Below are 24,235 nucleotides of genomic sequence, written 5' to 3'. Positions count from 1 at the left end.
AACTCTAACAGTGGCACCGGACGAGCCTTCACTCGTCCGGTGCCACTCTGTGCAGAGTACCGTCAGCCCAGCTCGGTGACAGTGCCACCGGCCGCGGTGATCTTTTCCTTGGCGGCACCGGTGACCTTATCGACGGTCACCTGGACCGCGACACCGATCTCGCCGTCACCGAGAATCTTGACCAGCTGGTTCTTGCGAACCGCGCCGGCCGCAACGAGCTCGGCCTTGCCGATCTCGCCACCCTCGGGGAACAACTTGGCGATCGCGCCGACATTCACAACCTGGTATTCCGTACGGAATCGGTTCGTGAAGCCCTTGAGCTTGGGCAGCCGCATGTGCAGCGGCATCTGCCCACCCTCGAAGGAGGCCGGAACATTCTTGCGAGCCTTGGTGCCCTTGGTACCACGACCCGCGGTCTTGCCCTTGGAGCCTTCACCGCGACCCACCCGGGTCTTCTCGGTCTTGGCGCCGGGAGCCGGACGCAGGTGATGCAACTTGATGGTCATGTCAGACCTCCTCAACTGTTACGAGGTGGCGCACGACGTTGATCAGCCCACGGTTCTGAGGATTGTCCTCACGAACCACGGTCTGGCGGATCTTCCGCAGGCCGAGCGTGCGAAGGCTCTCCCGCTGGTTCGCCTTGGCGCCGATCGACGACTTGATCTGGGTCACCTTGAGATCCGCCATTACCTGTGACCTCCCGCTGCCTGAGCGCGCGCGTGCAGCATGCCCGCCGGAGCGACATCCTCGAGTGGCAGGCCACGGCGAGCCGCGACCTCTTCCGGACGCTGCAGCATCTTGAGCGCGGCGACCGTCGCGTGCACGACGTTGATGGCGTTGTCGCTACCGAGCGACTTCGCCAGAATGTCATGAATGCCAGCGCATTCCAGCACGGCACGAGCCGCGCCACCGGCGATCACACCGGTACCGGGCGAAGCCGGACGCAGCATGACGACACCGGCCGCCGCCTCACCCTGAACCGGGTGGACGATGGTGCTGCCGATCATCGGGACGCGGAAGAAGCTCTTGCGAGCCTCCTCGACACCCTTCTGAATGGCCGCAGGAACTTCCTTGGCCTTGCCGTAGCCGACGCCGACCAGACCGTTGCCGTCGCCGACGATCACGAGGGCGGTGAAGCTGAAGCGACGACCACCCTTCACGACCTTGGAGACGCGGTTGATCGCGACGACACGCTCGAGCTGGTTCTTCTCGGCCGCGTTGTCGCGACGATCGCCGCCACCGCGACGATCGCCGCCACCGCGACGGTTGTCGCGGCCGCCCTCGGGGGCCGCACCATTCTGTCCGGCGGGTCCGCTGCCGCCGTCACGCCGTTGACGTCCCGGCATCAGACGTTCCTTCCGTAAATGTTTGCAGTCATCAGAACTTCAACCCACCTTCGCGAGCGGCGTCCGCCAGCGCGGCGATCCGGCCGTGGTAATCGTGACCACCGCGGTCGAACACGACGGCCTCGACACCGGCAGCCTTGGCACGCTCGGCCAGCAGCGCGCCGACCTTCTTGCCCTTGGCCGACTTGTCGCCGTCCACGGCGCGCACATCGGCCTCGATCGAGGACGCGGCGGCAATGGTCTTGCCGACCGAGTCGTCGATGAGCTGTGCGTGCAGGTGACGCGAGGAGCGGTTGACCACCAGGCGTGGACGCTCGGTGGTGCCGACGACCTTCTTGCGCAGACGGAAGTGACGACGCGTCTTGGACAGCCGACGCGTGGTCGACACATCCTTGCCGCGCGGGACGCGCTTGGCCTTCTGGTTTTCGGTTTGCGCCATGATCACTTACCCGTCTTTCCGACCTTGCGGCGAACGACCTCGCCGGCGTAGCGGATGCCCTTGCCCTTGTACGGGTCGGGCTTGCGCAGTCCGTGGATCACAGCGGAGATCTGGCCGACCGCCTGCTTGTCGATTCCGGACACAGAGAACTTGGTGGGCGTTTCCACCGCGAAGGTGATGCCTTCCGGGGCCTCGACCGGGACCGGGTGGCTGTAGCCGAGAGCGAACTCGAGGTTCGAACCCTTGGCCTGCACGCGGTAACCGACGCCGAAGATTTCCATCTTCTTCTCGTAGCCCTTGGTCACACCTTCGACCATGTTCGAGACCAGGGTGCGGGTCAGGCCGTGCAGTGCACGACTCTGGCGCTCGTCGTTCGGACGGGCGACCTCGAGCTGACCGTCCTCGCCCTTGGCGACGGTGATCGGCTCGGCGACGGTGTGCGACAGGGTGCCCTTGGGACCCTTCACCGACACGGTCTGGCCATCGATGGTGACATCGACGCCCGCGGGAATTGCGATGGGCTTCTTGCCGATACGCGACATTGTCCTACCTCCCCTTACCAGACGTAGGCGAGGACTTCCCCGCCTACACCTTGCTTGGCCGCCTGGCGATCCGTGAGCAGACCGGTCGACGTGGAGATGATCGCCACGCCGAGGCCGCCCAGGACCTTGGGCAGGTTGGTGGACTTTGCGTACACACGCAGACCCGGCTTCGAGACGCGACGCAGGCCCTGCAGGCTGCGCTCACGGCTGGGGCCGTACTTGAGGTCGACGACGAGGCTCTTGCCGACGGTCGCGTCCTCGGTCCGGTAATCGGCGATGTAGCCCTCGCGCTTGAGGATCTCGGCGATGTTCGCCTTGAGCTTCGAGTGCGGCGCCTTCACCTGATCGTGGTACGCCGAGTTGGCGTTGCGCAGACGAGTGAGGAAGTCTGCGATCGGATCAGTCATGGTCATGTTTTTGACCGTTTACCTTTCTCGCAACGGTTCCCATGCAAGAGCCCGAAGGACCCGTGGGCCTATCACGAAGTTGGGGTTAGTTTCCCGTCGTGACCCCGCTGGCGCCGGGACGACGGAAGTTGGTGGTGGCTACCAGGAGCTCTTGTGCACGCCCGGCAGCTCGCCGCGGTGCGCCATCTCGCGAAGGCAGACACGGCACAGGCCGAACTTGCGGTAGACAGCGTGCGGACGACCGCAGCGCTGGCAACGGGTGTAGGCGCGGACGCCGAACTTCGGCTTGGCCTCGGCCTTGATACGCAGTGCTTTCTTGGCCATCGTCAGTTCTCCTTGAACGGGAAGCCGAGGTGCTTGAGAAGGGCGCGGCCCTCTTCGTTGTTCGTCGCGGTGGTCACGACAGTGATGTCCATACCGCGCGGACGGTCGATGGAGTCCACGTCGATCTCGTGGAACATCGACTGCTCGCTCAGGCCGAACGTGTAGTTGCCGTTGCCGTCGAACTGCTTCGGCGACAGGCCGCGGAAGTCGCGGATACGGGGCAGCGCGATGGAGACCAGGCGGTCGAGGAACTCCCACATGCGGTCGCCACGCAGCGTGACCTTCGCACCGATGGGCATGCCCTCACGCAGCTTGAACTGCGCGATCGACTTGGTCGCCTTGCGGACCTCGGGCTTCTGACCGGTGATCAGTTCCAGATCCTTGATGGCGCCGTTGATCAGCTTCGCGTCACGGGCGGCGTCACCGACACCCATGTTGACGACGACCTTGACCACGCCGGGGATCTGCATCACGTTGGCGTACTCGAACTCGCCGTTCAGCGCGTCCTTGATCTCGGCGCGGTAGCGCGCCTTCAGGCGCGGCTGGGTCTTCTCAGAGGTAGTCATGTCAGATGTCCTTCCCGTTCTTACGGGAGATCCGGACCCGCTTGCCGCTCTCCTCATCGGTGCGGTAACCGACACGGGTCGGCTTGCCATCGGAATCGACGACCATCACGTTCGAGACCTGGATCGGGGCTTCCTGGGTCACGATGCCACCGGAGGAGGCGCCACGCTGGTTCGCGGAGTCCGCGACGTGCTTCTTGATCCGGTTCACGCCCTCGACCAGGATCTTGCCGGTCGCCGGGTAGGCCTGAATGACCTTGCCCTTGGCGCCCTTGTCCTTACCCGAGATGACGAGCACGGTATCGCCCTTGTGCACCTTCATGTCAGAGCACCTCCGGGGCCAGCGAAACGATCTTCATGAACTTCTTCTCGCGCAGCTCGCGGCCGACCGGGCCGAAGATACGGGTGCCACGCGGGTCGTTGTCCGCCTTGATGAGCACGGCGGCGTTCTCATCGAACTTGATGTAGGAACCGTCCGGGCGGCGGCGCTCCTTGACGGTGCGCACGACGACGGCCTTGACGACCTCGCCCTTCTTGACGTTGCCGCCAGGGACAGCGTCCTTGACGGTGGCGACGATGATGTCGCCGATGCCGGCATAGCGACGTGACGAGCCACCGAGCACGCGGATGCAAAGAATTTCCTTCGCACCCGTGTTGTCGGCGACGCGCAGTCGCGACTCCTGCTGAATCACTTCAGCCTCCTTGACCTGGATGTATACGCACGCCGGATTGCCGACCCGACGGGCATGGTCCTGCTGCCACCCGAACGCGCGCCTGCCAGCGGTTATGTGGATCTCGGTGACCCAACCACTGGGGGTTCACGGCCGGATTGCGGGCATAGCTCCCGCAGGCAACCGGTTCAGTGTAGGGGAATCCGCTGGTCATCCCAAAATCGGGTCCATTTCGGCAACCCTGACATTCAGCTGTGAAACCCCTGCCGATCAGTGCTCGCGAGCCCTCTCGTTACTACCCTCGGTCCTGGGCATGATCACCAAAAGTGCCACCTGTATTCGATATCGCCGCTGGAAGAGGGGTTTCTTGAGTTCGTCTGCCGGTCCGTTTCGATTCGATCGTCGAGCTTTCCTGATCGCACTCGGAGTGATTCCCGCCACCGCGGTTCTGGCGTCCTGCTCCAGGGATGCGGCGTCGCCGCCGACCGGGGTCGACATGAGCGGTGCCGACCAGGCGATTCGTCCACAAGACGATCTATACCGGCACGTCAACGGGACTTGGCTGCGCGATTATCAGCTGCCGGCGGACCGGCCGTCGTATACCTCGTTCGACGAGGTCCGCGACCGTGTCCAGCAGCAGTTGCGCGAGATCGTCGACAGCATTCGCGACCCGAAGCCAGGGTCGGCCGAACAGCAGATCCGCGATCTCTACGATGCCAGGCTCGATCTCGACGAGATCGAGCGACTGGGCAGCACTCCGCTTGCCGACCTGTTTGCCGCGATCGACGGCGCCGCGACCAAGGCAGACCTCGCCCGGGTGATGGGCGCGCTGCCGGTCGGCGGCCTGATCGGGCTCGGGGTCGCGGTCGACCAGAAGAACTCCGGCGACTACATCGCCATGATCAGCCAATCCGGCATAGATCCGACCATGGGCGAGCAGTACTACCGGAAGCCCGAATACGCCGAGCAGCTGGCGGCCTACCGAACCTATCTGGAGCGGATCGCCGCCGGTGCAGACTTCCTCGATCCGTCGGGCACGGCACAGCGCGTGCTCGCGCTGGAGACCAGGATTGCCGCCGGGTATTGGGACGACGTTCGGCTGCGCAATCCCGACGCCACCTACAACCTGCTCGGCTGGACCGAATTACCTTCGCTCGCACCACAATTCGACTGGGAACCGTGGCTGGCGGGTAGTACCGACCGGCCCAGGCAGCTGTTCGACAAGGTGGTGGTGGGGCAGCCGTCTTTCGTCGCAGCGGCGGGGCAACTCTGGGCCGAGGTCGACATCGCGAGCTGGCGGGAATACTTGCGCATGGCCGTGGTAAAGAAATTCGCGGCCGAACTACCCGAAGTCATCTCCGCTGCCGCCTTCGACTTCATCGGCAAGGCGCTGCAAGGCCAGCAACAGCGTCAAGAGTCGTGGAAGGACGGGATCGACACCGTCGACGACACGCTCGGCCAGCCGCTCGGGAAACTCTATGTGGGCAAGTACTTTCCGCCGATCGCCAAGGAACGGGCGCAGGCGCTCGTCGCCGATCTCATGGCCGCCTATCGGGACAACTTCACCAACTCGTCGTGGATGTCGCCGCCGACCAGGGCTGCATCGATCGCCAAACTGGACAAGATCGTCGCGAAGATCGGCTATCCGGACACCTGGATCGACTACTCCGGACTGCACATCACCAGGGGCAAACTGATCGAATCCCTCCGCGCGGCAGAAACTTTCGAGCGCAAGCGGATGTTCGCGCGACTCGGCACACCGGTCGACAGGGCCGAATGGGCCATATCGCCGCAGACGGTGAACGCCATGTACGACCCGAGCGCCAATGAGATTTCGTTCCCCGCCGCTATTCTGCAGCCACCGTTCTTCGACAAGGATGCTCAGGCGGCGGTCAACTACGGCGCGATCGGCGCGATCATCGGTCACGAAATCGGTCACGGCTTCGACGACCAAGGATCGGAATACGACGCCGACGGCAACCTGCGCGACTGGTGGACCCCGGCGGATCGGGCCGCGTTCGACGCCAAGACCGCGCAGCTCATCGCGCAGTACAACGCGCTCGTTCCCGTCGGCCTCGATCCGAGAAAGCACGTCGACGGCGCACTCACCGTCGGCGAGAACCTCGCCGATCTGCGGGGACTGAGCATCGCGCTGGCGGCCCTGCGGATCGCGGGACAGCACGACGGCACCGGCGACCCCGACTACCCGACGCTGTTCCTGTCCTGGGCGCGCATCTGGCGGGACAAGTCGACCGAGCAGCGGCAGCAACTGCGCCTGGCCATGGACGTCCACGCCCCCAATGAATTCCGATGCAATCAGGTGATCCGCAATATCCCCGAGTTCTACCGCACCTTCGGCGTCACCGCCGCCGACCGGCTGTTCCTGCCCGAGGACCAGCGGGTCACGCTCTGATACGCCGGGCCCGCGCCACCGGAGACAGGTAGCCTCGGGCAAGCAATATCGCGCCTGACGAGGATGCGGGACACCGCATCGGGAGAGGAATCCTCGTGACATCAAACGGTCGTCCCGGCCAGCTGGACCGTCGTGCCTTCCTGGTCGCGCTGGGGGTCGTACCGGCCGCCGTCGCGTTGGCTTCGTGCTCGAAGAACCACAACATGCAGCTCACCGGTGTCGATCTGGGTGGCGCCGATGGCGCTATCCGGCCGCAGGACGATCTGTATCGGCACGTCAACGGCAAGTGGCTGCGGGAGTACCAGCTGCCGCCGGACAAGGCCGCCGTCGGTGCGATCAGCGAGGCTTCCGACCGCACGTTGGACCAGTTGCGGGCGATCATCGAAGGCATCGAGGATCCGAAGGCGGGCTCGGAGGCGCAGCAGATTCGCGACCTCTACGACGCGCGCCTCGATCTCGACACGATCGAACGGCTCGGGATGACCCCGCTGGCCGATCTGTACGCCAAGATCGACGGCGCCGCGACCAAACCGGACCTGGCCAAGGTGATGGCCGAACTGCCCATCTCGGGTCTGATCGGCATCGGTATCGGCATTGATCGCAAGAACTCCAACGCCTACATCCCGACCATCAGCCAGTCCGGCCTCGGCCTCAGCGAGCAGTACTACCGCAAACCCGAGTTCACGACGCAGCTCGCGGGCTACAAGACCTACATGGAAAAGATGGCCGCGGCCGCGGGCTTCGCCGATCCGACCGGACTGGCGCAGCGGGTGGTCGACCTGGAGGCCAAGATCGCGGCCGTGCATTGGGACAGCGTGCGCAATCGGAACACCGACGCCACCTACAACCTGATGAGCTGGTCGGAGCTGACCGCGCTCGGACCGCAATTCGACTGGGAGCCCTGGATGGCGGGCAATACCGACCGGCCGCGCCAGCTGTTCGACAAGATCGTGGTTTCCCAGCCGTCGTTCGTGACGGGGGTGGCGCAGCTGTGGGCCGACGTCGATATCGCTGTCTGGCGGGAGTACCTGCGCACGAGCGTGACGGCGAATTTCGCCCGCTTCCTGCCCAAGGCCATCGCCGATGCGCGCTTCGATTTCGTCGGCAGGGTGCTGAGCGGGCTCGACGAACGCCCAGAGCTGTGGAAGTCGGCGGTCGGCGTCGTGGACGACAATCTCGGCGACCAACTCGGCAAACTGTATGTCGCCGCGCACTTTCCGCCGGAGGCCAAGGACCGCGCCAAGGAAATGGTCGCCGACCTCATGGCCGCGTACAAGGACAACTTCACCCATTCCACCTGGATGTCGCAGCCGACCAAGGAAGCGTCCATCGTCAAGCTCGACAAGATCGAGGCCAGGATCGGCTACCCGGACAAGTGGGACGACTACTCCGATTTGAAGATCACCAGGGGCAAGTTGATCGAATCCCTGCGCGCGATCAATGCTTTCGAGTCCAAGAAGGCCTTCAACCGGCTCGGCACGCCCGTCGATAAAGCCGAATGGGGCATGTCGCCGCAGACGGTGAACGCCTATTACTCCCCGACGAATAACCAGATCACCTTCCCGGCCGCTTATTTGCAGCCGCCGTTCTTCGACAAGGACGCCACCACAGCGGTCAATTACGGTGCGGTCGGGGCCACCATCGGCCACGAGATCGGGCACGGCTTCGACGATCAGGGCGCCAAGTACGACGCCGACGGCAACCGGCGCGACTGGTGGACCTCCGAGGATCTCGCCGCGTTCGAAGCCAAGACCAAGCAGTTGATCGACCAGTACAACCCGCTTGTCCCGGAGGGCCTCGACCCCAAGTACCACGTCGACGGCGCGCTCACGGTCGGCGAGAACCTCGCCGATCTGCGTGGGCTCCAGATCGCGCTGGAGGCCTACCGCATCGCGGCGAAGCGGGAAGGCGAAGAGCCGGACTTCCAGCAGATGTTCTTCTCCCATGCCCGCAGCTGGCGCGAGAAGCAGACCGAGGAAGCCACCATCAGTCAACTGCAGGACACCCACTCTCCCAACGAATTCCGTTGCAACCAGGTGATGCGCAACCTCGCCGAGTTCTACAAGACCTTCGGGGTGAAGGAAGGCGACAAGTTGTTCATGCCGGAGAACCAGCGCGTCAGTTTCTGAGCGCTTCGCGGCTATCCAGCGTCCGACGAGCAGCCCGGCAGCACGCCGGGCTGCCGGTTTTCGTCGCCTGTGGTTGACCGAATCTCTATGCACCATCGGCGATTTCGAAGCGAAGCGAGCCTTCGACCGGCTGGGTACCCCCGGTCGAGAATCTACGCGTCGGAACCTGAACGCTGTGCAGTTCGGCCTATCGAGCACCGAGCGCGGCAGGCGTGCCGGGCTCCCGTGTTCGCCTAAGCCCTCGAGGGCACTAGCTTTCGCTGCCTGCGAGTAGTCCGTCGACCAAAGCCCGCAGTCCGTATTCGTAGGTATCCACCGCGGTGAGCTCGACCCAGCGCGGACCGAGAGCGGCTAGGCGGGGCAGGGTTTCGGGGTCGAGGTCGACGAAGACCGATTCGCGGTAGGTGGGACGGCTTTCGGCGGCTCGGCGCTCGGATTTGGCGCGAACTATGAGGTCGCCCGCGGTGTAGTGCCAGATCACGCGGTAGGCCTGCACGGCCCGATCGGGACCGAGGCCGCTCGCGATGGCGGCATCGATGATGGTTTCGCTGATCCAGAGTGCCGAGACGCCGAAGAGGTCGTCGGAGACGAGGACCTCGACGATCCACGAGCGTGCGGCGAGCACCTCGTGCATTGCCCTGGCGGCGACCAGGATTCGCTCGCGTGGCGCATCCGGCAGTGGCGGCCAGACCACCTGGTCGGCGTAGTCGTTCAGCAGCAGCCGCAGTAGGTCTTCCTTGTCGTGCACGTGGTGGTAGAGCGCCATCGGGGTGCAGGCGAGTTCCGTGGCGAGACGACGCATCGTCAGCTTCTCGACGCCATCGGCATCGATGACCGCATGGGCCGCGGCGAGGATCTCCGGCAGGGAGATGCGCGGGGGCCTTCCGGTGCGGTTGTGCTGCGGCGACGGGTTCGGCATGAGGTCCATCATCGCCCATCGCCGAACGGATGTGTGGACACGGGGCCGCTCTGGCGTTAGTTTTTATACGTGTATAAAAATTTGAGTGGGCGGCCGGGAGTCGCCTTGGCGGCCGTGGCCGTCGCGCAGTTCATGGTGGCCCTCGACATGGCGGTCGTGAATGTCGCGCTGCCCGCAATCCGCGCCGATCTGGGATTCGCGCCGCTCGAGCTGGCCTGGGTGGTGCACATCTACGCGCTGACCTTCGGCGGGTTTCTGCTGCTCGGCGGCAAAGCGTGCGATCTGTTCGGACGGCGAAGGTTGTTCGCCGCCGGGCTGGTCGTCTTCGGAATCGCCTCGATGGCAGGCGGTTTCGCACAGGCGCCGTGGCAGCTGGTGGCCGCACGCGCCGTGCAGGGCATGGCGGCGGCGGGGGTTGCGCCCGCCGCGCTTGCCACCCTGACCACCACCTTCACCGAAGGGCCCGCCCGGATGCGGGCGCTCGGCGTGTGGAGTGCGGTGAATGCCGCGGGCGGCGCGATGGGCGTGCTGGTCGGCGGGCTGCTGACCGAGTACGCGAACTGGCGCTGGGTAATGCTGATCAATATCCCGATCGTCGCGATCGCGCTCGCGGCGGTGGCGGCGGGCGTGGCAGCCGATCGTCGCGACCACGCCGCAGGCCGCCTCGATGCGCTCGGCGCGGTGCTCGCGACCGCGGGCATCGGCCTGCTGGTGATCGGGGTGGTGCGCACCGATCACTACGGCTGGACCTCGGGTGTCACGATTGCCACGCTGACCGCGAGCGTCGTCGTGCTGGCCTGCTTCCTTGCCGTGGAGGCGCGGGTCGCCACTCCCCTCGTTCGCCTCGGACTGTTCCGCAGTCGCTGGGTCACCGGCGCGAACCTCTTCGTATTCCTCGCCGCCGCAGGACAATTCTCCGCTTTCTACCTGGTGTCGCTGTATATGCAGCAGGTGTTGGGGATGAGCGCGGGCGCGACCGGCGCGGCCTTCCTGCCGTTCTCGCTGACCGTGATCATCGGCACGGTGGTCGCCACCCGGGTCGGCGCGCGACGCTCACCGAAGACCGCACTCATCGGCGGCGGCCTGCTCACTGCCGCGGGCATCGGCTGGTTCGCGCTGATCAGTCCCGATGGCAGCTTCGTCACCGACGTGCTCGGCCCCTCGCTGGTCGGCGGCTTCGGCCTCGGACTGTGCCTGGCTCCGGTCGCCGCGGCGGCGACCATGGGCGTTGCGGGACAAGAGGCGGGCATGGCATCGGGCGTGTTCAACAGCGCCCGACAACTCGGCGGCAGCGTCGGCGTCGCCGCGCTCGCCACCATCGCCGCGAGCCGCTCCGGTACCCGCGTCGATCCCGCCGGACTCAACGACGGCTACGCGCTCGCCCTCGGTATCGCGGCACTCGTGTTCGGCACCGCCGCCCTTGTCGCCGCCGTGGTCCTGCCGGCCGCCCACCGCGTCGCCCCGAAAGCGCCTCTGCACGAAGAACTCTCCCCCGCACGTCCATAGCAGTACCCGAGGAAGGAAAACCCATGAGCCAGACACCGATCGACCTGTTCGACAGCGGCCTGCACTTTCGCCCCGACGGCAACGTCCGCGCGGGCGAACGTCGAATGAGCACCGGCTCCGACGGCTGGCAGCTCGCCACATTCCATGTCGAGACCAACGCCGATGTGCACGCCGACCACTGGGAAGTCCACCCATCCTCCGAAGAGGCGGTGTGCTGCCTATCCGGAGCGATGCGCCTGTACCTGCGACCGGAACACCCCGGCGACGCCGAGACCATGGTCCATCTGACCGCCGGCACGGCTTACGTTGTGCCACGCGGCCGTTGGCACCGCATCGAACTCGACCAACCCTCCGACATCATGTCGATCGGGCTGCGCGGCAGCACCCGTCGAGAACCGGTCGCCAGATCGGTAGCCGAGTAACTCTCGACAGGAATCTCGCTGACTATCGAACGAGGTCCGCGAAGCTGATCTCGCCGAGCACGACATGCTCGAGCTGCAGGAATCCATCGCGATGCAGCCGATGCAGCCGATACTCGGCGGCATGGGCGTCGAGCCTGAACTCGCGGACCTCTTCGATGTCGTACTTGGTGTCGAGTGCGACGACCAGGTAGAGCGGAATGCCGGCCCGGGCGTATTGGGCCTTCTTGTCCAGCAAGTCTTCGGCCGCGGTGGACGGAGACGAAACCTCGACCACGATCAACGCATCGCCGGCCTCCGGCTTCGCGCCGCGTTCGGGCAAGCACCGGTACACCGTCACATCGGGCCGACGGAACGTGAACTTCGGCACTCGCCACAACACCACATCTATATCGGTCTCCACCCGGATGCACGGCTCAGTACTCGGCAGCTGCTCCATGGCGCCTGCCAGTCTGCGTGCTACCCGATTGTGCTCGGGTACAGGGGACTCGCAGACAATCACATGCCCGTGCACAACCTCGATCTCGCGCGCCATAGCCTCGGGCAGCTGACGGTACTGCTCCTCGGTCATCTCGTGCGGCAGGTGGCCGGACGGTTCGATCGTCATGGTGGCAGCCTACCCAGGCGGCAACCCGATGCGTTGCCGCCCGAGGACCCTGGTCGGCCTAGTACCCAGCCGGACTTCGTGATCATGGCGTGAGTCGGGATCGGTGCTGGTAGTGGCTGCGTCGGGCGCGATCACTTGTCGGGTGTGCCTGTCAGTCGGCGATGCGTTTGTCAGAACCTTCGGTTGTCGGGGCGAGACACGTGCTGTGCGGAAGGCACCCGTCACCACCGAGATCGTTGCCTCTTCTGTCGGATTATGTATCCGTCAGCGCAATTGGTAGTCAATGGGTGGACTCGGGTCCGTGCTCGGGCGCGGCCTGCAGTTCGGACGCGGCGGCGGCCATCAATGCGTCGCGGTCGCGGCTCAACGGAGGATAGATACGCCGGGTGTTGATGGCGCGCTTGGTGTCTTTGGCCTCCTCGCCGCACGCGACCACGTGGCGGTCCCAGCCCTCGGTATACACCGCGCCTGCCGGTCCCAGATCGAGAACCGTTACATACCAAGGGATCCGCAATGGCTTCACTGGCTTGCCCAGAAGATCGCCGATGACGTTGTATCCGGCCCATCGGCCCATCGGGCGGCTGTGCTGGCAGGACATCACCGACATATGCTCGTCGTCCATTTTTGCGGCGGCGACGTCACCGGCGGCGAATACCCCGGGCACACCGCAGACCCGCAGATAATCGTCGACGGGGAGTCGACCCAGCCGGTCGCAGTCGACCCCGAACTCTGCGGTCAGCGGGTTGGCCCGCATGCCGGCACACCAGACGACGGTGGCGGCGGTCACCACTTCACCCGTGGAGAGCGTGACGGCACGCTCGTCGACGGCGACGACCCCGACGCCCAACTTGGTCTCGATCCCGATGTAGGCCAGCGCCGCCTCGATGACCGGTCGCGCCGATGCGCCCATGTCCGAGCCGACGAACGGGTTGCGGTCGATCAGGATGACCCGCGGTGCGACGGCACGCGTGGCAAAGGCGTCGGCGAGCATCGCGGGCAGCTCAGTCGCCTCTTCGATCCCCGTCAAACCTGCCCCGACGACGACTACTGTCGTGGCCGCCGGGTCAGCGGGGCCCTCGCCGAGCCGGCGCAGGTGGGCTTGCAGTCTGGTCGCTGCGTCATGGGTGTCGATGTCGAAACCGAACTCCCGCAGGCCAGGGATATCGGGCTTGACCACCTGGCTGCCCAACGCGAGCACCAGCCGGTCGTAGCCGTGAGCGCCCGCGGTGGATTCCACGACCCGCGCCAGAGCATCGATCGCCGTCACTTCGCCGATGATGTGCTGGATTCCGACCGGATCGAGAAGAGCGCTCAGCGGGATGCGGGATGTGCTCAGATCGGTCTCATAGTCGCGCACGCGGATGTCGTGGTACGGCGTGGAACTGATCATCGTGATATCGACGGTTCCGACCGCCACACCGAGCTCGTCGAGCCGCCGGGCCGCCGCGAGCGCCGCCCACAGACCCGCAAACCCGGACCCGAGAACCACGACATGCGAAGGATCGGTCGCTGCAGCGCGCTGCACATCGTCATTCTAACTAGGCTGACCGATACTGGGCACCGCCAGGGACACGCCTGGGCGAAAGGGGTTCAAACGATGAAGTCTGTTCGGATACCCCGTGGCTGGGCACTGGCCGCGGTCGTGGTGCTCGTCGGTGGGCTGGCCCTCGGAATCGTCACCTACGGGCCTTCGAGCAACGACACAGAACCCGGCAGCGGCGAACCCGTCACCATCGCCCACGCACGCGGCACAACCACAGTGGAAGGGTCTCCGAAAAGGGTTGTCGCGCTGGGTAATCAGTGGATGGATACCGCCTTGGCGCTCGGGGTGACTCCGGTCGGCTATATCGATACTGCTGCGACGGTGCCCAACTCGACCCCGCCGTGGGAGCCCGACTCGCTACGTGGCGCGACGGCGTTGAACACCACCGGCAATATCGCCGCGCAGGCCGCGGCGCTGAAACCGGATCTGATTCTCGTGGACGGGCTGCTGGCCGATCAGCAGTCGTACGACGAGCTGTCCAAGATCGCACCGACGCTGCCGGCGCTGAGCAACGAGACGGTCGTGCCATGGCGGGATCAGGTGACCGCGCTCGGTGCGGTACTGCGTAGGACGGATCGGGCGAGCAAGGTCATCGCCGATGTGGACAAGAAGGTCGGGACCATCACGCAGGCGAACCCGGGACTGAGGGGCAAGACCGTCGCGAGCACCTGGCTGGCGAGCCCGGCCCAGCTGATAGTGCTCACCGACCCGAACACCGTCGCCGGCCAGATTTTCACCCAGCTCGGCCTGGGCATTCCGAAGAACCTTGCCGACCAACCGGCCAGTCAGGGCAGGCTGGCACTGGCGCCGGAACGCGTCGACGAACTCACCGCGGATCTGCTGCTGGCCGGCTACTCCCCCGGCATGGACGAAACCTACCGTCAGCTGCCGGGTTTCCGTGAGCTGCCCGCGGTGCAGAAGGGCGCTGTCGCGTTCTTGACCATCCAAGAGCTCGGCGGGGTCAACCAGCCGACCGCGCTGTCGGTGCCGTATCTGCTCGACAAGCTGCAGCCCGCGTTCGCCAACGCCGCCAAGTAAGCAATGCCCGCGCCCGGGGCGCAGTGTCAGCGCGCCGGGACCGGCACCGTGACCTCGGCCGGCGCGGCCGCCTCGGCAAGCTCGACGCCCTCGTCATGGACGTACTTGTCGCCCGCTAAGTAGGACGCGGCGGCGGCAAGGAACATCATCACGGCCGCCGCGACGAACACGACGATCAGACCGGAGTGGAACGGCCCGGTGAGTAGTTGCGGGAAGAACTCCTGGCCGGTCAGGGTGCCGGCGTCGACACCAGGCTTACTCAATTCGCCGGAGGGGCCGAGCAATTCCTGAATCGGGTTGAAGCCGAGGAAGGCGGCGAACATGCTGGCCACCGGGGGCATCCCGGCAAGCTGGGCGGCGGCGTCGGCCGAGACGCCCTGCGCGCGCAGCCCGGAGTCGAGCGCCGCGGGCAGACCGGCGGCGAGGCCGACGACCATGAGGGAGAAGAAGATTCCCATGGACAGGGCGTTGCCACCATTGAAGAGTGTGCCGCGCATGCCGGAGGCGGCGCCGCGCTGGGCGGCGGGGACGCTGGACATGATCGCGGCAGTGTTGGGCGAGAAGAACAACCCGCTGCCGATTCCATTGATCAGAATGATCAGCGCGAACAGCCAGTAGTCGAAGTCGACCGGGATCACCAGCAGCAACAGGAAAGTCAGCCCCGCGATCACGGCACCGCCGGTGGTGAACAGCCTCGCGCCGTAGCGATCCGACAGCCAGCCCGAAATCGGTCCTGCGGCAAGGAATCCCACGGTCAGCGGCAGCAGGTAGATACCTGCCCACAGCGGGGTCGATTCGAAGTCGTAGCCGTGCAACGGCAGCCAGATGCCCTGCAACCAGATGATCAGCATGAACTGCATGCCGCCGCGGCCGATGGAAACCATGAGGTTGGCGAAGTTGCCGAGGCCGAACGTCCGGTTGCGGAACAAGGCCAGATTGAACATCGGATCGGCGATCCGACTCTCCACCACACAGAACACCCCGAGCAGCACGATGCCGCCGATCACCGCCGACAACACCCACGGGCTGTACCAACCCGTGGCATGCCCACCGTAGGGCTGGATGCCATAGGTGATGCCGGTGAGCAGCGCAGTCAGGCCGAGCCCGAAGAGGATGGTGCCCGCCCAGTCCACCGTGCCTTCCGCGCGCACACCGACCTCGTGCAGCGACCGGTAGGACCAGACGGCGCCGAGGATGCCGATCGGGACGCTCACCCAGAACACCGCGCGCCAGTCCCACTCCGAAAGCACGCCGCCGATGAGCAGGCCGAGGAACGAACCGGCCACCGCGGCAACCATATTGATGCCGAGCGCGGTGCCGCGCTGATTCGCCGGGAAGGCGTCGGTGAGAATCGCCGAGGAGTTGGCCATGAGCATGGCCCCGCCGACACCCTGCACGACCCGCCAGACGATGATCCACATCGCCCCGGACCCGCCGTCCCACGGATCGAAGGACAGCGCGATCGCACAGAGTGCGAACACCGCGAAGCCGAGGTTGTAGATGCGCACGCGTCCGAAGATGTCGCCGAGCCGCCCGAACATCACCACGAGCACGGCCGTCGCCAGCAGGTACCCCATCAGAATCCAGAGCAGGTAGCCGACATTTCCCGCATCGAGCGGGTTCAGACCGATACCGCGGAAGATCGCGGGCAGCGAGATCAGCACGATCGACGAATTGATCGCGGTGAGCAGCACGCCGAGGGTGGTGTTGGTCAGGACGATCCACTTGTAGCGCGGATGGTCCCGGTCGTAACGCAACCGGCGGCGGATGGTTCGGACATCGCCGAGGTCGAGATCGGTGGATGGATTCGTCACGGCGGCCCCTTGCAGAGATATTAGCTTCGCAAACTATATAGTTAGCCGATGTAACGATCAAGTCGCGGTCCCACCCTTCGGACGCGCACCCACTCATCGAATCCGGGGGCAAGATAGGTTAGCCTTGGCTGACTTAAGGCTGGTGGCTCGAAGGAGTCGAGTCGGGGAAGTTCCTCGACGAAGGAGGGTTCAACGATGAAGTCTGTTCGAGCATCCCGCAGATGGGCGCGTGCAACGGTGGCCGTGCTCGCCGGGGTCCTCGCCCTCGGCGTCACCGCATGCGGATCGTCGAGCGACGACACCGGCTCGGGCGGCCCCTCGGTCACCATCACCCACGCGCGCGGCGAGACCACCATCGAAGGCACCCCGAAAAAGGTTGTCACCCTCGGCAATCAGTGGCTCGACACCGCGCTGGCGCTCGGCGTGACTCCGGTCGGCTACATCGACAATGTCGCGGTCGCCTCCAAGAGCACACCGCCGTGGCAGCCGAAAACCTTGGAGTCCGCGAAGGCTTTGAACACCTCGGGCAACCTGGCCGAGCAGGTCGCCGCGCTCGAGCCCGATCTCATCCTGGTCGACACCTTCATCGCCGACCAGAAGACCTACGACGAGCTCTCGCGGGTCGCGCCGACTCTCCCCGGCCTGACCAAGGAGGCCGTCACCCCGTGGCAGGAGCAGGTCAACGCGCTCGGTAAGGCACTGCACAAGCAGGACGACGCGACCAAGGTGATCGCGAAGGTGGACGAGAAGATCGCCGCGATCACCACGGCGAACCCGGGTCTGAAGGGCAAGACCTTCGCGAGCACCTGGCTGGCCGGCCCCACACAGCTGATGGTGCTGACCGACCCGAACGACGGCTCGTCCAAGGTGTTCAGCCAGCTCGGCCTGAGCATCCCCAAGAACCTTACCGACCATGCTGCCAACCAGGGCCGTCTCTCACTCTCGCCCGAACGCGTCGACGAGCTCACCGCCGACGTGCTGCTGGCCGGCTACTCCCCCGGCCTGGACGAAAAGTACCGGCAGCTGCCCGGATACGCCGAGCTGCCGGCGGTGAAGAAGGGCTCCGTCGTATTCCTCACCACCCAGGAGATCAGCGCGGTGAACCAGCCGACCGCGCTTTCGGTGCCCTACATCCTCGATAAGCTCGAGCCTGCCTTCGCCACAGCGGCGAAATAGGCAGCGCGCCAGTCCCATCGGTTCCACTAGCGGAGGTTCGCGGTTTTGCCCGCCGTCACTTATCCCGACCAGACCAGATTCGCGCTGCGTGACGGTGTCACCTGCCTGACGACCCCGGCCGGCGCGGTGCTGCTGAATCCGCCGCGTAACGAGAAGCTGACCGGTCTGGCCGCCGGTCAGCTCCAGGCGCTCGAGACGCTGAACCGGGGACCGGCGACGGTGTCGGAGATGTCGGCTGCCGCGGGCGGAGACGATGTCGCCGGGCTGATGGACCGTCTCGCCGACGCCGGCTGGCTGTCGGTCACCGTGCGGGACGGCGGACGCGACCTCTACACCATCCGCCCGTTCGGACAGCCTGCGCCGCGACCGACGACTCCTCTCTCATGGTCGGCGACGCTGTCGAAATTCGCGGTGCTGCACCGGGATTCCGAAGGCTTCGTGCTAGAGCACCCGCAGGCGTGGTGCGATCTGCGCATCCACGATCCACGGCTGCTCGCGTTGCTGGACGGACCGGGCGCGGCCGACGCGAATCTGCCGGTCGCCGTGAAATCGCAGTTCGCCGAGGATCTGCACTGGTGCGGATTCCTGGTGCCGGACGCGGACGCGGAGGACCGTGAATTCAGTACGCGCAGTTGGAGTCTGCCCGACCTGTGGTTCCACCGGCGCAGCACGCTCGGCGAGCGCACCGTCACCTGGGAGCATTTCGGCCCGACCAAGTGGGCGAAGGGACAGTTCCCGCAGCCGCCCGCGCGCAAGGCCAGCTATCCGGGCGAGGCGGTGGCGCTGAGGGTCCCGGATCTGGCGGTGACGCGGGCCGAGGATCCGACGCTGACGGCCGTCTTGGAGGACCGGGTTTCGACCAGGGCCTTCGACGATGCGCACCCGATCACCATCGACCAACTGGCCGAATTGCTGTACCGCACAGCCAGAACCCGCAGCACCCAGCCCGTGGGCGAGGGTGAGGAACTGGTCTCACGGCCGTACCCGTCGGGCGGCAGCGTCTACGAACTCGAGCTCTACCCAGTGGTGCGCAATGTCGACGGACTGGCACCGGGGATGTATCACTACGACTCGTTCGAGCATGTGCTGCGCCCCGTCGCCGCTGCGGATTCGCCTGCGGTGACGCGACTCTTGAAGTCCACGTCGGCAACGTTGGCCCAGGGCGCCGAGCCCCAGGTACTCATGGTCATGGCGGCCCGTTCCGGCCGGGTGATGTGGGCCTACGAGCAGGTCGGCTATGCCAACATCCTCAAGCACGTCGGCGTACTGATGCAGACGATCTACCTGACGGTGACCGCCATGGGGTTGGGCACGTGTGCCCAAGGTTTCGGCGACACAGCGGCTTTCGCGGCCGCCGCGGGCGTGGACGAGTTGGCGGAGTGCAGCGTCGGCAGCATGATCATCGGTTCCCCGGCGCCGCGCTGAATCGCCGCGAATCCAGTAGGACTACAACGAACGAGGTCCCAGCGCCCAGGCGCTGGGACCTCGTTCGTTCGTCGTGCAACAGCCTCAGAGCTGGGCAAGAACCTCCTCGTCGCTCATGGCCGCGATATCCAGGTACAACCGTGCGACCGCGGCCAGTCGATCCGGCTCACCACGCCCGGCTTCCCGATCCACCAAACGAGTGGCGAGTCCGGCAACCGTGCGGGCCGCAAAGATGTCCGCGACCAGCGCGTGATCGACATCGAGCCATTCGCGCACCCAGGCAATAACCGTGGTGGCAAGCACCGAATCACCTCCGAGCCCGAAGAAGTCGTCGTACACCCCCACCGAATCGACGCCGAGTACCCCGGCGACAATATCGACCAACGCCGCCTCGATGTCATTGCCCGGGACGCCGACGTGGGGATCTGCGGCGTCGGGTTCGAGCAGCGCTACCACCGCCCGCCGGTCCAGCTTGGCGTTGGCGGTCAGCGGCATCTGTTCGAGGAATTCGATCCTGGTCGGAACCATGTAGCCCGGCAACAGATCCGACATCGCGGTGGTGATATCGCCGATCTCGTCCGGATCACCCGCGATCGCGGCGACCAGCTTGGGCGCGCCCGTACCGACCACCGCCGCAACGGCATGCCGGACCCCGGGCACAGTGCGCAACGCGCTCTCCACCTCGCCCAGCTCGACCCGGTAGCCGCGGATCTGCACCTGATGATCGGCGCGGCCGAGGAATTCGACGGTACCGTCGGGCCAGTACCTGGCCATGTCGCCGGTCTTGTACCAGCGGACACCTTCGAATTCGACGAATCGCTGCGCGGTTCGCTCCGGATCATTGCGGTAGCCAGTGGCCACATTCGCACCGCCGACCCAGAGTTCACCGGGCACCCAATCCGGGCAGTCCCGCCCCGACGGCGCGACGACCCGGCATCGGACATTGCGCAGCGGAACACCGAACGGCACCGTCACCCAGTGCGCGGGGGGTGCACCGACGAACTCGCAGACGGTGCTGTGAATCGCGGTCTCGGTCGCGCCACCCAGTCCGGAGAATCGGCAGCCCGGCACCTGGCGGGCCAACCGGCGAGCCAGATCGGCGCCGACCCAGTCACCGCCGAGAATGACCGCGCGCAGTGAGTCACCCAGGTTGCCCCCACCGATCTGCAGGATCGTGTCCAGCATGCTCGGCACACAGTTGATGATCGAAACCCGGTGGCGGCGAAGTAGTTCCACCCATGTGGTCGGCTCGACACGCTGGTGCGGATCGACGGCGACCACCGCGCCACCCACCGAGAGCAAGCCGAAGATGTCATAGACCGAGAGATCGAATTCCAGCGCGGACAACCCGAAGGACCGATCGGCGCTGCCCACATCGAACCAATCGTTGATCGCATCGATAATATTCATCGCCGCGCGGTGCGGGACCTCGACGCCCTTGGGCACGCCGGTCGAGCCGGAGGTGAAAAGCACGTAGGCGATCTGTTCGGTATCCGGACAGACCGGCCCGTCGAGCGGTCGCGGATATGTACCGGCCGCGCCGATCGGCACGCACGGGATGGGAGCGCCCATATCCGCACCCTCGACCACCAGCGCGGCGACAACCTCACCGGTGCGCAGGATTTCGGCGCGGCGACCGACCGGCTGATCGAATCCGATCGGCACATAGGTCGCACCGACAGCGAGTACGCCGAGCACGGCCAAGATCTGGTCCGGCCCCTTGGGCAGCTGAACGGCGACGGCGTCACCGAGGCGTACCCCTTCTGCGTGCAGGGCGCCCGCGACGGCAAGCGCTCGCGCGGCCAGTTCCCCGTAGCTCCATGCGCCTGCGCCGTCGCCGAGCCCCCACACCACTGCGGGAAGATCGGCATCGGCCGCGGCGTGCTCGAAGAAGCCCTGGTGCAGGCAGCGTCCGCTGACCGGTCCGTCTGTCGCGTTGACCGCGGCACGCACCTCGGCCTGGGCGACCGGCAGCCGCACCGCGGCCTCCGCGTTCCAGCCCGTTTCTCCGTCGGCCAGCCGGGCGATCGCCTGGGTGTATCGCCCGAACATGGCGTCGATCATGCCTTCCAGGAACGCCGATTCGCGGACGTCCCAGTTGAGCAGCAGGCCGCCGCGGACCTCGGTCACCTGGGCGTCCAGCAGCACCTGCGGCCCCTGCGAGATGATCCACACCGGTTCGCCGAAAGTCTCGGTGACCTTGTCTGCGAACAGTTCGCCGAGGTTCAGCGCGCTGGTGTAGACAATCGGGGCCAGCACCGGCTCACCCTGGTACCTGCCCAGATCACGTAGCACCTCGAGCCCGGAATACGCAGTGTGCGCACCACTTTCGTGCATGCTCCGCTGCAGCACACGGGCCCGGTCGGCTACCGACATGTTCTCGGTGACATCGACCTCGAGCATGATCGAGGAGGTGAAGTCGCCGATCACGCGGTCGATATCGGGATGCACCGGTTCCCGGTGGAACAGTGGCACATTCAGCAGGAACCGGCTCTGCGCCGACCAGCCACCGATGGTTTCGGCGAAGACCGCGGCCAACGCCATGGCCGGGGTGATGCCACGCTCGTGTGCGGCGGCGAGCAGGCGCTGCTTGGCCTCCGGCGCCAGCCAGTGGTCGTAGCGAACGGTGCGGTGCGGGGCGGTGCGCTCGCCGACCGGGACGGTCGGCAGCTCGGGTGCGCCCGGCAGCTCGGACAGCCGCCGCTGCCACCACTGCCGGTCGCGCTCGCGTGCTGTGGTGTCTTCCTGGCGTTCGGTGCGGTAGCGCCGGAAGCTGTAGCCCGGAACCTGCGGCGTCGCACCGTGATACAACTCGGCCAGGTCGGAGATCAGCAGGCGGTAGCTCATTGCGTCGCCCGCCAGCATGTCGACATCCAGGTGCAGCCGGGTGCGGTTGGCATCGCGCAGGGTGAGCGTGATGTCGACGACCTGGCCGTCCTCGATGGCGAGGCGCTGATGGGTCTTCTGATCGCGCAGTTCGGCCAGCACAGCCTCGGCCGCCTCGGGCTCGTGTTCACGCAGGTCTACGACCGAAAACACGGGCCTACCCGGCGCGGGCATGGCCTGCTGGGTGCCGTCCGGCAGGAATCGGGTGCGCAACATCGGGTGCGCCGCAAGCAGTTCGGCCACGGCCCGCTCCAGCCGCTCCGGATCGATTCGGCCGCCGTCGAATTCGACGTAGAGGTGGGCCGCGACACCGCCGAGCTCCTGCTCGTCGGAACGGCCGATCCAGTACGCGTGCTGCATGCCCGCCAGCGGGAAGGGATCCTGCTCGCCGACCGTGGACGCGGCGACCTCGGCAATCGGCTCGGGCGCGGGACCGGCCACCTCGCCCGCGCCGAGCAGACCGTGCCAGGACGCCACCGTCGGACTCGCCGCGAGCTGGGCGAAATTGATATCGACCCCACGTTTGCGCCAGCCACCGGCCAGCTTCATGGTGCGGATCGAGTCCAGACCCAACTGGATGAGGTCGTCGTGATCAGCGATATCCCCTGCGCCGAGCCCGATCTGACTCGCCACCGCGGCCCGGATCTCCTCCTTGTCGATCCCCGCCGTGCCGATTCCCTCGGCGTCGTTCCCCCGCTGCTGTGCCGACTCCATTCCGCTAACACTCCTTGTCTGCCGCCGCATCCGGCGGATCGAGACTGCTCAGGGGTAGCTTAGCTTACAAAATAGGGTTGCCTAACCTTCGTAAGGTAACCCTATTTTCGATATGCGCGCGCTCGCCGCACAGCACACCGTCGCCCGTGACCTGGCCCGGGGCCATTCCCGTGCCAGTGGCGCAAGCGAGTTCACCGACTCGGGACCGCGTGATCGCGGACCGCCACACTCGCACGCTGCCACTCTCGCGACAGGGCAAGAAGGTTGCCGATGTCGGTGGACAGATCGCCACCGACGGCGTGGAAAACTCCGAATGCGGGAGCGGAACCGCTCGGCACCGCACCGCCGGCCTTCTCGTTTGCTGCATGGGCGAGCAGCCGGGCGTAGTCCGAGATGCTCGCATTCTCGTGTCTGATTTCCGGCGGTGCGTACTGCCGCAGGTGCAGCAGGGCGTCTCGGATCTCGACGATCATTCGATACAGCCGAGTGCTCGGCTCGAGCTGTCCGGTGTCGGCGGACCGCAGCGCTATCTCCGGAATGGTGTCGGTGAGGTCGCGCCACAGGGGGTGCAGCGCACGCAAGTCCCGACCGGTGCGATCCAAGCCGAGCCGTACCAGGCCCAGATTCAACAGCGGTACCGCCGTCACGGCCGCAACCAGGAGACCGAATCCGCAGGACAGCACACCCCATTGCGCCGCAGGACCGACAGGTGCCACCCGGTCGCCGAGTTGCAGCAGGCTCAGCGCCGCAGCGTAGAACCAGCCGATCGCGAGCGTCAGCAGACCGCCATAGGCGAATACCTCGCGCACGCCGCGCTGGATGCGTAACTCCCGCAAGCACGCTCGCGTCAGGCGTATGCCTGCCGCGACCGTGGGCAGATTGAAGATTGTCCAGTAGACGATCGCAGGTAACCAGAAGCCCGGCCAGGGGTGGTCCTCCGGCAGACCGATCAACACGACCACGCAGCCCGCGAGCGCGGCGGTGAGGTCGTAGCGCCACTGCCGGTGCTCGGCGATTGTCGGGTCGGCGCCGCCGAACAGTCGAGCGAGGCCGTACAGATTCGCCAGCGTCAACGGACAGACAGCCAGAAAGATCAGGTGAGCCATGGCGTGTGCGCCGCACGCAAATCCGGCCTGGGCGATGAACATGGCGATGCTCAGCCAGGCCAGTGCGCGGTTGATCAGTCGGTTCGCCACCGTGTCGTGCAGGAGTATCCAGCGCGCCACGGCGACTCCGCAGACTGCTGCGACCCCGAGGACCACGAGCCACGTCGGCGCCGGCCTGTACATCGGGCGCCCCCACACAGATTGCTCGGACTGATCGGTGTGGTCCGATCCTATGTCATCGAGGAAAC

General features: G+C 65.9%; 23 protein-coding genes. 7 read left to right on the top strand and 16 right to left on the bottom strand.

The features are described 5' to 3' along the window. Nucleotides 1-62: 62 nt before the first annotated feature. The 10 genes from rplO to rplN all read right to left on the bottom strand — a co-directional run bounded on the left by rplO (nucleotide 63) and on the right by rplN (nucleotide 4,313). Entirely contained in the window at nucleotides 63-506 is a 444-nt protein-coding gene (gene rplO, locus OHA42_RS09605; RefSeq protein ID WP_406236288.1) for a 50S ribosomal protein L15, read from the bottom strand. Nucleotide 507: 1 nt separating this feature from the next. Then, nucleotides 508-687 carry a 50S ribosomal protein L30 gene (rpmD, locus tag OHA42_RS09600; RefSeq protein WP_062983142.1) on the bottom strand — a complete coding sequence of 60 codons (180 nt, stop codon included), beginning with the start codon at nucleotides 685-687 and terminating at the stop codon, nucleotides 508-510. Further along, entirely contained in the window at nucleotides 687-1,346 is a 660-nt protein-coding gene (gene rpsE / locus OHA42_RS09595) for a 30S ribosomal protein S5 (RefSeq protein WP_406236286.1), read from the bottom strand. Before rpsE ends, rpmD begins: the two co-directional genes overlap by 1 nt. A gap of 31 nt (nucleotides 1,347-1,377) precedes the next feature. Beyond that, a complete protein-coding gene (gene rplR, locus OHA42_RS09590) occupies nucleotides 1,378-1,785 on the bottom strand; it encodes a 50S ribosomal protein L18 (protein ID WP_328409226.1) in 408 nt (135 codons plus the stop codon). Nucleotides 1,786-1,787: 2 nt separating this feature from the next. Beyond that, nucleotides 1,788-2,327 (bottom strand): 50S ribosomal protein L6, encoded by a 540-nt coding sequence (rplF, locus tag OHA42_RS09585; RefSeq protein WP_328409224.1) that lies wholly within the window; start codon nucleotides 2,325-2,327, stop codon nucleotides 1,788-1,790. A 14-nt stretch (nucleotides 2,328-2,341) separates the two neighbouring features. Continuing rightward, nucleotides 2,342-2,740 carry a 30S ribosomal protein S8 gene (gene rpsH, locus OHA42_RS09580; protein ID WP_014981717.1) on the bottom strand — a complete coding sequence of 133 codons (399 nt, stop codon included), beginning with the start codon at nucleotides 2,738-2,740 and terminating at the stop codon, nucleotides 2,342-2,344. Between the two features lie 132 nt (nucleotides 2,741-2,872). Then, nucleotides 2,873-3,058, bottom strand: coding sequence for a type Z 30S ribosomal protein S14 (locus OHA42_RS09575; protein ID WP_188829844.1), 186 nt, complete (start codon nucleotides 3,056-3,058; stop codon nucleotides 2,873-2,875). A gap of 2 nt (nucleotides 3,059-3,060) precedes the next feature. After that, complete coding sequence (gene rplE / locus OHA42_RS09570) at nucleotides 3,061-3,624, bottom strand: 50S ribosomal protein L5 (protein WP_328409221.1); 564 nt, start codon at nucleotides 3,622-3,624, stop codon at nucleotides 3,061-3,063. Between the two features lies 1 nt (nucleotide 3,625). After that, the gene (gene rplX / locus OHA42_RS09565) at nucleotides 3,626-3,943 is read right to left on the bottom strand and encodes a 50S ribosomal protein L24 (RefSeq protein WP_328409219.1); all 318 of its coding nucleotides are present in this window, start codon (nucleotides 3,941-3,943) and stop codon (nucleotides 3,626-3,628) included. 1 nt (nucleotide 3,944) lies between these two features. Beyond that, nucleotides 3,945-4,313, bottom strand: a complete 369-nt coding sequence (gene rplN, locus OHA42_RS09560; RefSeq protein ID WP_040686591.1) for a 50S ribosomal protein L14 — start codon at nucleotides 4,311-4,313, stop codon at nucleotides 3,945-3,947. A 346-nt stretch (nucleotides 4,314-4,659) separates the two neighbouring features. Here rplN and OHA42_RS09555 point away from each other — a divergent pair, with 346 nt between their 5' ends. Together OHA42_RS09555 and OHA42_RS09550 are read left to right on the top strand one after the other, a co-directional pair. Next, nucleotides 4,660-6,705 carry a M13 family metallopeptidase gene (locus tag OHA42_RS09555; RefSeq protein WP_406236281.1) on the top strand — a complete coding sequence of 682 codons (2,046 nt, stop codon included), beginning with the start codon at nucleotides 4,660-4,662 and terminating at the stop codon, nucleotides 6,703-6,705. Nucleotides 6,706-6,800: 95 nt separating this feature from the next. Beyond that, complete coding sequence (locus OHA42_RS09550) at nucleotides 6,801-8,834, top strand: M13 family metallopeptidase (protein ID WP_406236279.1); 2,034 nt, start codon at nucleotides 6,801-6,803, stop codon at nucleotides 8,832-8,834. Nucleotides 8,835-9,084: 250 nt separating this feature from the next. Here OHA42_RS09550 and OHA42_RS09545 read toward each other — a convergent pair whose 3' ends face one another. Then, entirely contained in the window at nucleotides 9,085-9,753 is a 669-nt protein-coding gene (locus tag OHA42_RS09545) for a TetR/AcrR family transcriptional regulator (RefSeq protein ID WP_406236277.1), read from the bottom strand. A 69-nt stretch (nucleotides 9,754-9,822) separates the two neighbouring features. Here OHA42_RS09545 and OHA42_RS09540 point away from each other — a divergent pair, with 69 nt between their 5' ends. Both OHA42_RS09540 and OHA42_RS09535 read left to right on the top strand, forming a co-directional pair. Further along, complete coding sequence (locus OHA42_RS09540) at nucleotides 9,823-11,259, top strand: MFS transporter (RefSeq protein WP_406236275.1); 1,437 nt, start codon at nucleotides 9,823-9,825, stop codon at nucleotides 11,257-11,259. A gap of 23 nt (nucleotides 11,260-11,282) precedes the next feature. Then, nucleotides 11,283-11,681 carry a cupin domain-containing protein gene (locus OHA42_RS09535; protein ID WP_406236273.1) on the top strand — a complete coding sequence of 133 codons (399 nt, stop codon included), beginning with the start codon at nucleotides 11,283-11,285 and terminating at the stop codon, nucleotides 11,679-11,681. A gap of 22 nt (nucleotides 11,682-11,703) precedes the next feature. Here the strand turns inward: OHA42_RS09535 and OHA42_RS09530 are convergent, their stop codons facing one another. Beyond that, nucleotides 11,704-12,285 carry a Uma2 family endonuclease gene (locus OHA42_RS09530; RefSeq protein WP_328409206.1) on the bottom strand — a complete coding sequence of 194 codons (582 nt, stop codon included), beginning with the start codon at nucleotides 12,283-12,285 and terminating at the stop codon, nucleotides 11,704-11,706. A gap of 280 nt (nucleotides 12,286-12,565) precedes the next feature. Further along, nucleotides 12,566-13,810, bottom strand: a complete 1,245-nt coding sequence (locus OHA42_RS09525) for an NAD(P)/FAD-dependent oxidoreductase (protein ID WP_406236272.1) — start codon at nucleotides 13,808-13,810, stop codon at nucleotides 12,566-12,568. Nucleotides 13,811-13,882: 72 nt separating this feature from the next. Here OHA42_RS09525 and OHA42_RS09520 point away from each other — a divergent pair, with 72 nt between their 5' ends. Next, nucleotides 13,883-14,866: an ABC transporter substrate-binding protein gene (locus OHA42_RS09520; protein WP_406236270.1), complete on the top strand. Its 984-nt coding sequence runs from the start codon at nucleotides 13,883-13,885 to the stop codon at nucleotides 14,864-14,866. A gap of 26 nt (nucleotides 14,867-14,892) precedes the next feature. Here OHA42_RS09520 and OHA42_RS09515 read toward each other — a convergent pair whose 3' ends face one another. Further along, a complete protein-coding gene (locus OHA42_RS09515) occupies nucleotides 14,893-16,680 on the bottom strand; it encodes an MFS transporter (protein ID WP_406236268.1) in 1,788 nt (595 codons plus the stop codon). Nucleotides 16,681-16,875: 195 nt separating this feature from the next. Here OHA42_RS09515 and OHA42_RS09510 point away from each other — a divergent pair, with 195 nt between their 5' ends. Both OHA42_RS09510 and OHA42_RS09505 read left to right on the top strand, forming a co-directional pair. Further along, nucleotides 16,876-17,856: an ABC transporter substrate-binding protein gene (locus OHA42_RS09510; protein WP_406236266.1), complete on the top strand. Its 981-nt coding sequence runs from the start codon at nucleotides 16,876-16,878 to the stop codon at nucleotides 17,854-17,856. Between the two features lie 45 nt (nucleotides 17,857-17,901). Further along, nucleotides 17,902-19,281: a SagB family peptide dehydrogenase gene (locus OHA42_RS09505; protein WP_406236265.1), complete on the top strand. Its 1,380-nt coding sequence runs from the start codon at nucleotides 17,902-17,904 to the stop codon at nucleotides 19,279-19,281. Nucleotides 19,282-19,365: 84 nt separating this feature from the next. On the opposite strand, the gene OHA42_RS09500 is transcribed toward OHA42_RS09505, so the two are convergent. Together OHA42_RS09500 and OHA42_RS09495 are read right to left on the bottom strand one after the other, a co-directional pair. Beyond that, nucleotides 19,366-22,881, bottom strand: coding sequence for an amino acid adenylation domain-containing protein (locus OHA42_RS09500; protein WP_406236263.1), 3,516 nt, complete (start codon nucleotides 22,879-22,881; stop codon nucleotides 19,366-19,368). Nucleotides 22,882-23,072: 191 nt separating this feature from the next. Further along, nucleotides 23,073-24,107: an MAB_1171c family putative transporter gene (locus OHA42_RS09495; RefSeq protein WP_406236261.1), complete on the bottom strand. Its 1,035-nt coding sequence runs from the start codon at nucleotides 24,105-24,107 to the stop codon at nucleotides 23,073-23,075. Nucleotides 24,108-24,235 lie beyond the last annotated feature (128 nt).

The sequence above is a fragment of the Nocardia sp. NBC_01009 genome, assembly GCF_045208035.1.
Taxonomy (GTDB): domain Bacteria; phylum Actinomycetota; class Actinomycetes; order Mycobacteriales; family Mycobacteriaceae; genus Nocardia.
This window is presented reverse-complemented; position numbering and strand designations above follow the sequence as displayed.

What these genes read in the sequence shown, in the direction of transcription:
- OHA42_RS09530 (WP_328409206.1), bottom strand. Translation starts at nt 12,285, where the DNA reads ATGACGATCGAACCGTCCGGCCACCTGCCGCACGAGATGACCGAGGAG.
- rpmD (WP_062983142.1), bottom strand. Translation starts at nt 687, where the DNA reads ATGGCGGATCTCAAGGTGACCCAGATCAAGTCGTCGATCGGCGCCAAG.
- OHA42_RS09500 (WP_406236263.1), bottom strand. Translation starts at nt 22,881, where the DNA reads ATGGAGTCGGCACAGCAGCGGGGGAACGACGCCGAGGGAATCGGCACG.
- rplR (WP_328409226.1), bottom strand. Translation starts at nt 1,785, where the DNA reads ATGGCGCAAACCGAAAACCAGAAGGCCAAGCGCGTCCCGCGCGGCAAG.
- OHA42_RS09535 (WP_406236273.1), top strand. Translation starts at nt 11,283, where the DNA reads ATGAGCCAGACACCGATCGACCTGTTCGACAGCGGCCTGCACTTTCGC.
- rplX (WP_328409219.1), bottom strand. Translation starts at nt 3,943, where the DNA reads ATGAAGGTGCACAAGGGCGATACCGTGCTCGTCATCTCGGGTAAGGAC.
- OHA42_RS09545 (WP_406236277.1), bottom strand. Translation starts at nt 9,753, where the DNA reads ATGCCGAACCCGTCGCCGCAGCACAACCGCACCGGAAGGCCCCCGCGC.
- OHA42_RS09520 (WP_406236270.1), top strand. Translation starts at nt 13,883, where the DNA reads ATGAAGTCTGTTCGGATACCCCGTGGCTGGGCACTGGCCGCGGTCGTG.
- OHA42_RS09510 (WP_406236266.1), top strand. Translation starts at nt 16,876, where the DNA reads ATGAAGTCTGTTCGAGCATCCCGCAGATGGGCGCGTGCAACGGTGGCC.
- rpsH (WP_014981717.1), bottom strand. Translation starts at nt 2,740, where the DNA reads ATGACCATGACTGATCCGATCGCAGACTTCCTCACTCGTCTGCGCAAC.
- rpsE (WP_406236286.1), bottom strand. Translation starts at nt 1,346, where the DNA reads ATGCCGGGACGTCAACGGCGTGACGGCGGCAGCGGACCCGCCGGACAG.
- OHA42_RS09575 (WP_188829844.1), bottom strand. Translation starts at nt 3,058, where the DNA reads ATGGCCAAGAAAGCACTGCGTATCAAGGCCGAGGCCAAGCCGAAGTTC.
- rplO (WP_406236288.1), bottom strand. Translation starts at nt 506, where the DNA reads ATGACCATCAAGTTGCATCACCTGCGTCCGGCTCCCGGCGCCAAGACC.
- rplE (WP_328409221.1), bottom strand. Translation starts at nt 3,624, where the DNA reads ATGACTACCTCTGAGAAGACCCAGCCGCGCCTGAAGGCGCGCTACCGC.
- rplF (WP_328409224.1), bottom strand. Translation starts at nt 2,327, where the DNA reads ATGTCGCGTATCGGCAAGAAGCCCATCGCAATTCCCGCGGGCGTCGAT.